The following is an 11,904-nucleotide window of genomic DNA, read 5'->3' as shown; positions in this document are numbered from 1 at the left end:
TTCTTAAACAAGGGCAGACGCTAGTTTGTTAATCTATGGTGATGTTAATGTTTGTCAGACGACCTAGATCATGGATGATGCTTCTATCCTCTATGGTCGCGATGATGAAAGTAACTGGTTGTGATAACAAGGCTAGCCATTCTCTGATGCTGGCCCGCGTTTACACCAATGGTGAACAATAATGTCTATTTGGCTGTACATATTTGTCAGTTTATTCGGTGTGATTATTTGCCACTATCTCTCTGAACTGTATCTGCGCAAAGACAAAGTGATTTTCTTTATTATCTATCTTTTTGTTGGTGGTCAATTCGGTAGTCAACACTACTCCTTAACCTTCTACAAAACCTTTGTAAGAAACTGGTTATTCATATTCGAGACAGATAACTCAGCCTTTACGGATTTGTATAGCTATATTGCGTTGGTGTTTATGATAATGATGGCTTTTACATTACCACCCTCTAGGCTGACTTTTTTAAATCGTTTCTTAAACAAGAATCGTTTCTTAAACAAGGGCAGACGCTAGTTTGTTAATCTATGGCGATGTTAATGTTTGTCAGACGACCTAGGTCATGGGTGATGCTTCTATAACAAGGGCAGACGCTAGTTTGTTATGTTGTTTCGTCAGCAGTGATGGGGTGGTATCGTGGTTGACCGTTAAGAGTGATAACAAAACAAGCGGCCGGAGCCGCTTTTTTATCAAGAGTTATACCGCGTTCTCGTCACAGAACAGGTCGGCGTGAGTGATACCACGCAAGGCGCAGCTTTCGTCGAGGTCAGAGATATCGCCACTGACACCCACTGCGCCAAGGAGGTTTTGCTCCGCGTCACGGATCAGTAAGCCACCCGGAACAGGGACCATATTACCGTGCGCCAGAACGTTTACAGCGGAGATAAACGCGGGGCGGTTGTCTGCGTCTTGAGCGAGCTTTCTGGAAGAGCAGCCGAGCGCGAGCGCTCCCCAAGCTTTGGCGATTGCGATGTCTGGCCGCATCATGCTACTGCCATCTTGTCGTTGCAACGTAATCAGCTTGCCGCCGCTGTCGAGTACAGCGACCGTCAGAGGAGCGCTGTGGCTCTTTTGTCCAGCCTGAAATGTACCGTCAATAACGGCTAGTGCTTGTTCTAGAGTTAAACTTCCCATGTTATCTCCTGATTTTCTGTTTACGCGGCTCCTTGCAGAAGCTCGTAGCTCGGTAAGGTCAGGAAGGTGGCGAACGCTTCTGCGGTAGACAACTGATAGAAAAGGTCAGCAGTTTGCTCAAAGCGGCCTGCCGCATAGCGAGCCTCACCCACTTCCTGTTTGATAGTGTCGAGTTCCTGATACAACCACGTGTGGAATAATTGTTTGTTGAAGGTCTGGCCGTCATCCAGCTTGACGCCGTGATGAATCCACTGCCAGATGTTTGCGCGTGAGATTTCGGCGGTTGCGGCGTCTTCCATCAGGCCATAGATAGGCACACAACCTGAACCCTGAATCCATGCCTCAATGTAGTACAGGGCAATGCGAATGTTCTTGCGCACACCCGCTTCGTCACGCGAGCCTTGACACGGTTTAAGCAGCAGGTCTGCGCTGATCTCGTGCGTAGGGCTGACAAAATCAAGTTGATTGACTTTGCCTGCAAGATTTTTATCAAACACAGACATCGCCAAGTCGACCAAAGCAGGGTGAGCCACCCAAGTGCCATCGTGACCATTGCGCGATTCGCGTTCTTTATCTTCGATCACTTTGGCGGTAACGCGTTCCATCTCCTGCGGGTCTTTGGTTGGAATAAAGGCCGACATGCCGCCCATGGCTAACGCCCCACGCTGGTGGCAGGTTCTGACTAATAACTGGCTGTAAGCATTGAGGAATTCTTTGTCCATACCGACCACATGACGATCCGGCAGGATGCGATCTGGATGGTTTTTCAACGTTTTGATGTAACTGAAAATGTAATCCCAGCGGCCACAGTTCATCGCCACAATATGATCGCGCATGGCATAGAGCATTTCTTCCATCTGGAACACAGCAGGCAGGGTTTCGATCAGTACCGTCGCGCGGATCGTGCCACGAGCCACGCCGAAGTGATCTTCGGTGAAAGTAAATACGTCCTCCCACCACGCTGCTTCTTCCATGCTTTCAAGCTTAGGAATGTAGTAGTAAACGCCCAGCCCTTGTTGCGCTCGGGTAAGGTAGTTGTGATAGAAGTACAAAGCGAAATCCATTAGACAGCCTGGAATCGCTTGCTGATTGAATTGGATTGATTGCTCTGGCAGGTGCAGGCCGCGTGGACGAGCGATCAGTAGGGCAGGGTTGGCATTCAGCTTATATTGCTTATTTTTTTTATCGTCAAAGTAGCTGATGGTGCCTGCGTTGGCGTCTCTGAGATTGATTTGTCCTTCGACCATGTTTTCCCATGTTGGAGAAGAAGCATCTTCAAAGCAGCACATAAAGACTTTTGCGCCGGAATTCAGAGCGTTGATGACCATTTTCCTATCAACTGGGCCGGTAATTTCTACGCGGCGATCCAATAGCTCTGGTGGTGGTGGGGCCACTTTCCACGATGTGTCATCACGAATCGCTTGCGTGTCGGTTCTGAAATCTGGCAATGCGCCTGCATCGTATTGCTTTTGCTGTTCCTCGCGTGCTTGCAGTAAAGCGTTACGACGGGCGCCAAATCTGTGTATCAATACGGTCAGAAAAGAAAGGGCTTCATCTGACAGGATCTCCTTATAGCCTGGTTTGTCTGTATGACTGACAACCTCCAGACAGGCAGTGTCTTCTCTTTCGGCTGGATCGTTCAAATTCATTGTTCGTCTCCTTTAAACAATATTGATCGATTTTGTGTACAAAATGTCTTTGCATGAATACTTATATGAGAAAATTTGTAAACAATCAAAGAGTATTTAACATTTATTTTTCATTTGCATGTTTGATAAATTATTTTTACGTAAAGATATTTTATATAAAGTAATGATTTCTTGGTCTTATCGGGTTAGCAATCACTTAGGGTAAATATTCTATGTTGAAAAAATATCGCAATAGGGGGTTGCTATATTTAGAAACTCTCACATAGTATTCAAAGTGAGTTAAAATTGTATACAATTTAAATGGAGGTTCGTATGGCAAGGATGAAGGCAATCGAAGCAGCGGTAGAAGTATTGAAAAAGGAAGGCGTAGACATTGCCTTCGGCGTTCCAGGCGCTGCCATCAACCCTATGTACGCGGCAATGAAAAAGCTTGGCGGTATTGATCATGTGTTAGCACGACATGTAGAAGGTGCCTCGCACATGGCGGAGGGCTACACCCGTACTGGTCAAGACAATATTGGTGTCTGTATCGGTACATCTGGCCCAGCTGGGACAGATATGATCACTGGGTTGTATTCAGCGTCGGCGGATTCCATCCCCATCTTATGTATTACGGGGCAGGCGCCAAGAGCTCGACTGCACAAAGAAGATTTTCAGGCCGTGGATATTGAGTCCATTGCTAAATCCGTCACCAAATGGGCGACGACGGTTCTTGAGCCCGCTCAGGTGCCGCGAGCGTTCCAGCAGGCATTCCACTTAATGCGCTCTGGCCGTCCAGGCCCGGTTCTTATCGACCTGCCACTGGATGTTCAGTTAACGGAAATTGAATTCGACATCGACACCTATCAGCCGCTAGCAGCGTATCAGCCCAAAGCGACACGTGCACAGATTGAGAAAGCAATGGCGATGATGTGTGAGTCTGAAAACCCAGTCATTGTTTCTGGAGGTGGTGTCATTAACGCTGGTGCGGAAGAGTTACTGCAACAGTTCGCGGAAATGACTGGCGTGCCAGTCATCCCGACCTTGATGGGCTGGGGTGCTATTGCGGATGATCACGAACTGATGGCCGGCATGGTCGGGCTACAGACCGCGCACCGTTACGGCAATGCGACTATGCTGGAATCGGACTTTGTGTTCGGCATTGGTAACCGCTGGGCCAACCGTCACACTGGTTCACTGGATGTCTACACCAAGGGCCGCACGTTTGTCCACGTCGATATTGAGCCCACTCAAATTGGTCGCGTGTTTTGTCCGGATCTTGGTATTGTTTCTGACGCCAAAGCAGCGCTGGAATTGCTGGTTGAAGTCGCTCGTGAGTGGCGTGACGCAGGTAAATTGCCTAACCGTGGCGTTTGGGTGGCGCAATGTCAGCAGCGGAAATCGAGCATGCTGCGTAAGACGCACTACACTGACGCGCCAATCAAACCAATGCGTGTTTATGAAGAGATGAACAAAGCCTTTGGCCGCGATACGTGTTATGTCAGCACTATTGGTCTGTCTCAGATTGCAGCGGCGCAGTTCCTTCATGTTTACAAACCACGTCACTGGATCAACTGTGGTCAAGCAGGGCCGCTTGGCTGGACAATACCAGCCGCGCTAGGCGTACGCGCTGCGGATCCAAACCGCAACATCGTGGCAATCTCAGGAGATTACGATTTCCAGTTCATGATGGAAGAATTGGCAGTAGGCGCTCAATTCAACCTGCCATACATCCACGTATTGGTGAACAATGCCTATCTAGGATTGATTCGTCAGGCACAGCGCCAGTTCGATATCGACTATTGTGTTCAGTTGGCGTTTGAAAACCAAAACGCGCCGGAGCTGGATGGCTACGGTGTAGACCACGTGAAAGTGGTTGAAGGCCTAGGCTGTAAGGCGATTCGTGTCACAGACCCAGAGCAAATGCAGGCCGCGTTTGCGCAGGCGAAAGAGTTGATGACCAAACACAAAGTACCGGTTGTGGTAGAAGTGATTCTTGAGCCTGTGACCAACATTGCTATGGGTGTCGAGATTGATGCCATCAACGAGTTCGAACCTCTGGCAGACAACATTGATGACGCACCCACTGCGCTTGCCAATTAATCATCCGTTTATCACAAAATACTGAAGCAGCTTAAAAGGGCTGCAAGAAAAGGACATCGCTATGGCAAAGTTTGCTGCAAATTTATCCATGTTATTTACCGAGGTTGATTTCCTTGAGCGTTTTGACGCTGCTGCTCAAGCTGGATTCAGCGGCGTGGAATACCTCTTTCCTTACGCCTTTGATGCTGAGCAAATCAAACAGAAGCTGGAGCAAAACAACCTGACACAGGTGTTGTTCAATCTACCAGCGGGGGATTGGGATGCTGGCGATCGCGGCATTGCATGTGACCCATCACGTATCGAAGAGTTTCAGTCTGGTGTGGCATTAGCCATCCAGTACGCCATGGTGTTAGGTAATACGCAGGTTAACTGTTTGGCGGGGATTCCCCCTGCCGGTGTCAGCCAACAGGATGCGCATGCAGCCTTTGTCATTAACCTCAGATATGCCGCTCAGGTGTTACAGGAAGCGGGGCTTCGACTGGTGATTGAAGCGATTAACACTCGTGATATTCCGGGCTTTTTCCTCAACACCACTGAGCAGGCCAAAGCCGTGATCAAAGAAGTAGGCAGTGACAACCTATTCATTCAGTACGACATCTATCACATGCAGATCATGGAAGGAGATATAGCGCAAACCATGAGTGACAACATCGGCCAGATCGCCCACGTGCAGCTGGCAGACAACCCAGGCCGTCATGAACCGGGAACGGGAGAGATTCACTACCCGTTTGTCCTCAAACATCTGGATCAACTGGGCTACCAAGGCTGGGTGGGCTGTGAATACAAGCCAAAAACCACCACAACTGAAGGCTTAGATTGGCTAAACCTCTACCGCTAAGCGCGGTTAACGTTATGGAGAACAACGAATGAAAATTGCATTTATTGGTACAGGTATCATGGGTAAGCCAATGGCGATCAACCTGCAAAAAGCGGGCTACGATATTGTGCTGACCGATCATTTTAATCAGCCACCGGTTGAGATCGTAGAAGCGGGTGCGCTGGTTTGCCATTCCCCGGCAGCGGCAACGCGTCTGGCTGACGTGATTATTCTTATGTTGCCCAACACACCACAGGTAGAAGATGTACTATTCGGCGACAACGGTGTTGAAGCGGGCCTCAACAAAAGTGCCGCAGCTGGCAAATTGGTTATCGACATGAGTTCGATTTCACCCATCGCCACCAAGGCTATTGCAGCACGTGTCAATGAAAGCGGCGCGCAATATCTCGATGCCCCAGTATCAGGCGGTGAAGTGGGGGCTATTAATGCGTCGCTGAGCATTATGGTTGGTGGTGAGCAAGCGGCGTTTGATAAAGCGCGTCCACTGTTTGAGGTGATGGGTAAAAACATTACGCTAGTGGGTGAAAATGGCGCGGGCCAGACGTGTAAAGTCGCTAACCAAATCATTGTTGCGTTGAACATTGAAGCGGTATCTGAAGCGTTAGTGTTTGCGTCAAAAGCGGGCGCCGATCCAGCGCGTGTACGTCAGGCATTGCTTGGCGGATTTGCTAACTCAAAGATTCTTGAAGTGCACGGTGAGCGCATGGTGGAAGGCACATTCGACCCAGGGTTTAAGATTACTCTGCACCAGAAAGATCTCGACCTTGCACTGTCTGGCGCTAAAGCGTTGGATGTCGCATTGCCCAACACCGCCAATGCTCAGCAGCTGTTTGAAGATTGTGCGGCAATGGGCGGTCAGAACTGGGATCACTCTGCGTTGATTAAAGCGATCGAGAAACGCTCAGGCCACTCAATAAGGGACTAATTCCTGTCGGGACGATGTGGATTCTTCTCCCGTATCCTTCCATGGGGTAGCGGCCTAACTGATTCTCGCATGGCTTGAATCTGTAGTCGCCGTTCCTAAATGACTCATTACTAAACCGCGTCGTTTTTCGTCTCCTTTTACACGCGTTCCCGTCGTAACACAGCAGGTTGGAGTTGTCCCTTCCTCGGGCTCCACATTGCAGGCTTCTGGTGTGCTTACTTCGGGATTTTTTAGCCTCATCACTTTGTCTCTCTTAACATATTGTTTAGTATGTTGTTACACCAGATGTATAGGGAATAACAATGTCTCGTATCAGGCAGAAAAATCAGGGATTGATTATCGATGTCGCGAGTGAACAATTTGCCAGCCATGGCTACGCAGCGACAAAGATGGCGGATATTGCAAAAGCCGCGGATATCCCTAAACCCAATGTGTTCTACTACTTCAGCAGCAAAGACAAGCTCTACTATGCCGTACTCCAGACGGTGACTCAGCCGTTGCTGGAAGCCTCTCGCCCGATTGAAGAACTCGACGACCCAGTCGAAGCCTTAACTCAATACATTGAAGCTAAGCTGCGCATTTCACGCGACCACCCACACGCGTCCAAGGTGTTCGCTAATGAAGTGATGTCCGGTGCTAAGGCGCTGCCACAAGATATCGGGCAGGAGCTATTTAAGCAGTCACAGATGATTTTGGATAAGTTCGCGACTTGGAGTGAACAAGGTCTGATGGATAAAGTCCCTGCCCACCACCTAATGTTCACCATCTGGGCGGCGACGCAGACCTACGCTGATTTTAGCTGGCAGATCGGTACCGTTATGCAGAAAGATAGCCTTGATAATGATGATTACCAACAAGCCGCTGAATTTATCACCCAGTTAGTGATCAAAGGTTGTGGAGTAAAGGGTAAAGCGTAAGCAACATCTTTTGCGAATTGGCCGCTGAAGTTGTTTGCTGTGGTTGCCTTTACTTCTAGGTTGGTGTGACCAATGACGAACTCATGCTGCTTGTTAGAGCAGCTAAAAAAAATGCGCAACCCAATGATGGTTACGCATTACCTGTTACTTTGGAGGTCAGAACCGCTTTAGCGCCCAACCATCATTGGTATCATAAAAAGTATTTTAACGGAGCAATCTCTTTAAACACCATTTTGTATAAGCGGCCGCTTCTTTTTGGTTTCATAGCCATTGCTTTCATTGCAGGACACTGATCTAGATATTCATCAGACAGTTCGAGCATGTCATCCCGATACTCTGGCTTTACATTCAGTCCGAAATAGCGCTCATAAATATCGAGGAGTAGGCCGTAACCGGTTCCTCTTTCGTCTCCCTGCAAACTCCACGCCGCTTCTAGAACTTCGATCAGCTCTTTAGACGCTTCACTTTGCTTCCACTTCTTTGCATGCTCATATTTTTTTATCACTTTATGAGTGTGGAGGATCAGAGGAGGGATTTTCAGCTTTCCTGCGAGATAAAAATTCCCGTTGGTGTTCAGCAGGTGTTCCAAATATTTCGGGGTGACGCCTCGAGGGTCTGAGCCGAAACACGTTTTTCCATAGATGGCAACAGAGGCACCCTCATAGGCGGCGACAGCGAGCTGTGAACAAAACATGTTAGGGATTGTATTGCTGGTACCATAAACGAAATCGACAATTTCTTCGATAAACTGATTGGTCGTTGACTTAAATTCTCTTTCTTTGAACAAAGATTTTTTGGCTCCATCCATATCATAATACCCATTATGAATGGTCCTACCTTTGGGTCTGGTGTCGACCTCGATTCGACATAACGCCTTGGATACCGCCACCGCGCCTTTAGCCAATTCTTTGTTTTTACATTTAAATACAATCGCTGGGTTATTTTCTATTTCATGAACCTCATGCACTTCTGCACAAGCCTCAGCGACCGTGTCATTTTCCAAACCAATGGCGGCATGCTCAGACGATGATGAACCTCTTAGTTTTATGCCAAATTTCTCGTCCGCTGATTTTTTATGAAGAAGTTTTTGTCCCCATGTAATTCCGAGTTCGATTTTACCAAATGCCCACCCGGGAAAGACTTTGAATATCAGTACGTCTCCGGGTTCTACGTCAACCTCGTCCAGTTTGTTGTATTGTTTTAGACTCGCAATTGCATCATTTTTATACATTGGTTCCTCTCCCCCAATTGTTGTCGCGTCTTTACGTTTATACCATCTTAAAAGTGCCGTATTTTTGTTGTTGATTTGTAGCCCGTTAACTTTGCACTGTTAAATGCAGACAGTGCGTTAATGTGCTGTTTAATACAGCCAATGAACTTCTCAATACCGATTGCTAACAAGATATAGTGCGAGCAAATTAGTCAAATTTCATAGCTTCTAGTTGAATGTAGCTCAATAGTGAGATCAATATAAGTATTTTGTGAATGAAATTTGAACTTAGAATATGAGTTTGTTTACTTAAGCATCGATGATTAAGGTAGGCAAAGGTACGCAGCATAAGTGGATGAGGAATAAGTGAATTTGTCTCACTGTTTGCCAGTGACATAAGAGGTATTATCGACGGTGCGCTTCCGCTTTTCGAGTCATATCGCCATAATGGCGGCAATATTGATGTGATGTTTAAGCGAGAAACTGTGCTTAGGTTGCACTGCTCAGATAACGAAAAGTAGAATAACCATTAATGGTCAAGCTTGGCATAACGGGTTACGCCAGCGACGAAGTCAGGCTGTGTTTTAGTGGTATGGTTATCTCGCTTCGCGAGCACCGAACGCATGCCACTAAAATGCACTATCACGAGCGCGCATTTACCAGCAAAACCGCCATTAATCATAGTGCTTCTAACCATTTTGCTGTGCATTATAACTTACTTGCCTTTGTGTGGTTGAATTTTAACCACATAGTCATTAGTTTGTTGTTCACCAAATCCTTATATAAACCTCAGGTTTATTGGCTATCGCTTTAAAAACATTAAGGGTTGTGGAGGACTCACAATGTTATTGGTTTGCAAATTTGTGCCGGGATACACGGCTTCTCGTGATATGCTGGACTACTTACTCTCGCCAGATGAATGCATCGGGCAGCTGTCGCGTGCCCACAGTCCAAAGGACTTACTCGCAGCACTACCTAAGCCCCTATCTGATGCTATTCCTCAATCGGCCCACAAAGACAGCTACCGCCTACTGGAACATATTAAACAGCACCTCGCGCGTGCTGACTGGTTGGCGCTCTCAACATTTAGGCGACAACACCCGCTCTCAGAAGCAGAACTGATCGCTTACCCTATGCTCAAGAAGCGTGTTGAAGCGCTGGCGGCGAAACCAGCTAAGAAATTCCTCAAAGCCAGCTACGATGCTGTCAGCGATGACGTTTATTTAGCCCCTAATCCTAAGGTTACCCCAGTTGAACCTTCTCCAGACAAAAAGATCGTGGTTGAGGTTGCCGGACAGCTGCCAAATCATGCCGCGAATCTGATGTTGTCTAAGACAGAGTTTCATTATCAAAAAACTGCCAAACCGAAGCAAGACCCTCACAATCGCCATCGCAGCCTTTCCGTTTTTGATGATCTCGATGAAAGCCCAAGAAACCTGTATTTGGCCCTGCCGATGCGTGGCTTACCACAACCACTCAAGCTGTTACTGGCAAAAGGTGTCGAGCCTGTGGATCGCAGCGTCGAGAAGGACGAATGGGATAATGTCTTGGTGCCTGTGGTGCCGATGTATTTTGTCAATGATGAAAAGTCGGAAAAATCCGCTGCACGTCATATGAAGGGTTACATTTACGTGCTGTGGAAAGATAAGATTTGGCGCGAATTAGAGATTAATGACAGTGGCTATTTTTTAGATATCGATGTTGACTATTACCGTTATGCCAAGCCAGGGGAACAGAAACCGAAACGACACGCCGATATTCGTCTTACTCATCCAGAAACAGGCAGCCCGTACTGCTACGAGCCATTTCAAGTCCGTGTCGATGGCAGCGTGATTTATAAGGGAAGGCTTAATGATGTCGGCGAAGCGCGTGTCTTCAATATCATTCAAGAAGAGATTGAAGTGGTGCTGACCGATTTTGACCCTCATCGAGTGGTAAAAATCACCACCAAGCCCAGCCCATTCACTGGGGCAACCCCGAACTACCGTGAAGCCGAAGGTCACCCATTACCGCATATATGGATACCTTACAAAATTCTTGGCGAACAGCAGAGTGTGTCACTCTACTACAGCGAAACCCAACTGAGCTTACAGCAGTTGGCTGCCTTTGAGTCGGACCCAAGTCAAGCGACTGAACTGACCGATATCGAACACTACAGCAGTACGCAAAGTTTTAAACAATCAGAGGGCGTGACAAGAGCCTTAGTGATGCCTGAAGTGTCGCAAGAGCAAATCAGGCGATATTTAGTGCTGGCCAATCAGGTAGATAAAACGATAGCAGGTACCTATATCAATGGACCAAAGTCCAAGTTAACCTTCACTTATCCAATGGATACGACGGTGGATGAGCTTGACGACTACTTTGAGTTACGAGATACCCAAGGTGACTGGTGTCAGCGCCACTACTTAAAAGATTGCGTTGCCCACCAAAAAGGGATTCGCTCTATCCAGTTTTCAGGTTGGCCTGCTGAGGTGAAAAATGTCGATTTAGTGCGAGTGTATCTCGGACAAAGCCGCCATAAGCGCAACAACCAAACGGAGATCTTCAGCAACAAAACGTTGAGTGACTTGTTGGCATCTCAATCTGATGTGGCGTTGGCCGAGGAATCATAATGCATGGGCGCGGGCAACAACCATAAAGAGGCGATGATGAAAGCGCATTCAATCTTACCCTTGCTGGGGTTGGTTTTACTGGCAGGGTGCAAGTGGCAAGAAACGCAGCCCAAGCCAACGGCCAGCGTCGAACCACCACAACCCCCGCAGTCTGTTGCTGCGCCACCGCTAACGGTTGAAGAGCGGATCGCGGCCAAAAATGCCCAGCAATGGGACGATGGTCGGGTGTATATAACAGAGCATAACTACGTTACTTACGATCCAGACACAGGGAAACCAAGTTACGCTATTTACAAGGCCAAAGAGTGGCCCCGAGAAGATCTCAACAACCAAGACTCGTACGATCTACCGCGTGTGGTATTCCGCTGGGACAATGGCAGCAATGTTTCAAAAGATCTTTATGAGCGGCGCGATAAAGTATGGAGCATTAAAACCGATGGTACCGATCTGCGTTTGGTCGCCGATGAATTTAATGGCAGGGTTCGCTTAATGCGTATATCACCCAATAATCGTTATCTCGCGCTGGCTTA

At 47.7% G+C, this 11,904-nt stretch carries 10 protein-coding genes and 1 pseudogene; 7 read left to right on the top strand and 4 right to left on the bottom strand.

Annotation, left to right across the window (positions count from 1 at the left end; translation table 11 throughout):
- Positions 1-47: 47 nt before the first annotated feature.
- On the top strand, positions 48-182 hold the full coding sequence (locus tag TW84_RS25225; RefSeq protein ID WP_269980588.1) for a hypothetical protein: 135 nt from the start codon (positions 48-50) through the stop codon (positions 180-182).
- 521 nt (positions 183-703) lie between these two features.
- On the opposite strand, the gene TW84_RS18555 is transcribed toward TW84_RS25225, so the two are convergent.
- Both TW84_RS18555 and aceB read right to left on the bottom strand, forming a co-directional pair.
- On the bottom strand, positions 704-1,141 hold the full coding sequence (locus TW84_RS18555) for a GlcG/HbpS family heme-binding protein (protein WP_045977117.1): 438 nt from the start codon (positions 1,139-1,141) through the stop codon (positions 704-706).
- A gap of 20 nt (positions 1,142-1,161) precedes the next feature.
- Positions 1,162-2,790 (bottom strand): malate synthase A, encoded by a 1,629-nt coding sequence (gene aceB / locus TW84_RS18550; RefSeq protein ID WP_045977116.1) that lies wholly within the window; start codon positions 2,788-2,790, stop codon positions 1,162-1,164.
- A gap of 312 nt (positions 2,791-3,102) precedes the next feature.
- Here aceB and gcl point away from each other — a divergent pair, with 312 nt between their 5' ends.
- From gcl to TW84_RS18530, 4 genes are all read left to right on the top strand, one after another.
- Positions 3,103-4,872, top strand: coding sequence for a glyoxylate carboligase (gene gcl / locus TW84_RS18545; RefSeq protein WP_045977115.1), 1,770 nt, complete (start codon positions 3,103-3,105; stop codon positions 4,870-4,872).
- Between the two features lie 61 nt (positions 4,873-4,933).
- Positions 4,934-5,710: a hydroxypyruvate isomerase gene (gene hyi / locus TW84_RS18540; RefSeq protein WP_045977114.1), complete on the top strand. Its 777-nt coding sequence runs from the start codon at positions 4,934-4,936 to the stop codon at positions 5,708-5,710.
- A 28-nt stretch (positions 5,711-5,738) separates the two neighbouring features.
- A complete protein-coding gene (locus TW84_RS18535; protein ID WP_045977113.1) occupies positions 5,739-6,635 on the top strand; it encodes a 2-hydroxy-3-oxopropionate reductase in 897 nt (298 codons plus the stop codon).
- A gap of 302 nt (positions 6,636-6,937) precedes the next feature.
- On the top strand, positions 6,938-7,552 hold the full coding sequence (locus tag TW84_RS18530) for a TetR/AcrR family transcriptional regulator (RefSeq protein ID WP_045977112.1): 615 nt from the start codon (positions 6,938-6,940) through the stop codon (positions 7,550-7,552).
- A gap of 190 nt (positions 7,553-7,742) precedes the next feature.
- On the opposite strand, the gene TW84_RS18525 is transcribed toward TW84_RS18530, so the two are convergent.
- Both TW84_RS18525 and TW84_RS18520 read right to left on the bottom strand, forming a co-directional pair.
- Entirely contained in the window at positions 7,743-8,783 is a 1,041-nt protein-coding gene (locus TW84_RS18525) for a hypothetical protein (protein WP_045977111.1), read from the bottom strand.
- 508 nt (positions 8,784-9,291) lie between these two features.
- Positions 9,292-9,459, bottom strand: coding sequence for a hypothetical protein (locus TW84_RS18520; RefSeq protein WP_157634065.1), 168 nt, complete (start codon positions 9,457-9,459; stop codon positions 9,292-9,294).
- A gap of 145 nt (positions 9,460-9,604) precedes the next feature.
- On the opposite strand from TW84_RS18520, the gene TW84_RS18515 reads away from it, so the two are divergent.
- The gene (locus tag TW84_RS18515) at positions 9,605-11,374 is read left to right on the top strand and encodes a hypothetical protein (protein WP_045977109.1); all 1,770 of its coding nucleotides are present in this window, start codon (positions 9,605-9,607) and stop codon (positions 11,372-11,374) included.
- 36 nt (positions 11,375-11,410) lie between these two features.
- Positions 11,411-11,904: pseudogene (locus tag TW84_RS18510) on the top strand (Tricorn protease domain-containing protein); the annotation flags it as partial.

This window comes from Vibrio neptunius (assembly GCF_000967495.1).
GTDB lineage: Bacteria > Pseudomonadota > Gammaproteobacteria > Enterobacterales > Vibrionaceae > Vibrio > Vibrio neptunius.
Note: the sequence above shows the minus strand (reverse complement) of the source record. Positions and strands in the feature narration are given on the sequence as shown.

Excerpts from the sequence above, each read along its gene's own strand:
- TW84_RS25225 (WP_269980588.1), top strand. The coding sequence starts at position 48 with ATGTTTGTCAGACGACCTAGATCATGGATGATGCTTCTATCCTCTATG.
- TW84_RS18555 (WP_045977117.1), bottom strand. The coding sequence starts at position 1,141 with ATGGGAAGTTTAACTCTAGAACAAGCACTAGCCGTTATTGACGGTACA.
- aceB (WP_045977116.1), bottom strand. The coding sequence starts at position 2,790 with ATGAATTTGAACGATCCAGCCGAAAGAGAAGACACTGCCTGTCTGGAG.
- gcl (WP_045977115.1), top strand. The coding sequence starts at position 3,103 with ATGGCAAGGATGAAGGCAATCGAAGCAGCGGTAGAAGTATTGAAAAAG.
- hyi (WP_045977114.1), top strand. The coding sequence starts at position 4,934 with ATGGCAAAGTTTGCTGCAAATTTATCCATGTTATTTACCGAGGTTGAT.
- TW84_RS18535 (WP_045977113.1), top strand. The coding sequence starts at position 5,739 with ATGAAAATTGCATTTATTGGTACAGGTATCATGGGTAAGCCAATGGCG.
- TW84_RS18530 (WP_045977112.1), top strand. The coding sequence starts at position 6,938 with ATGTCTCGTATCAGGCAGAAAAATCAGGGATTGATTATCGATGTCGCG.
- TW84_RS18525 (WP_045977111.1), bottom strand. The coding sequence starts at position 8,783 with ATGTATAAAAATGATGCAATTGCGAGTCTAAAACAATACAACAAACTG.
- TW84_RS18520 (WP_157634065.1), bottom strand. The coding sequence starts at position 9,459 with ATGGTTAGAAGCACTATGATTAATGGCGGTTTTGCTGGTAAATGCGCG.
- TW84_RS18515 (WP_045977109.1), top strand. The coding sequence starts at position 9,605 with ATGTTATTGGTTTGCAAATTTGTGCCGGGATACACGGCTTCTCGTGAT.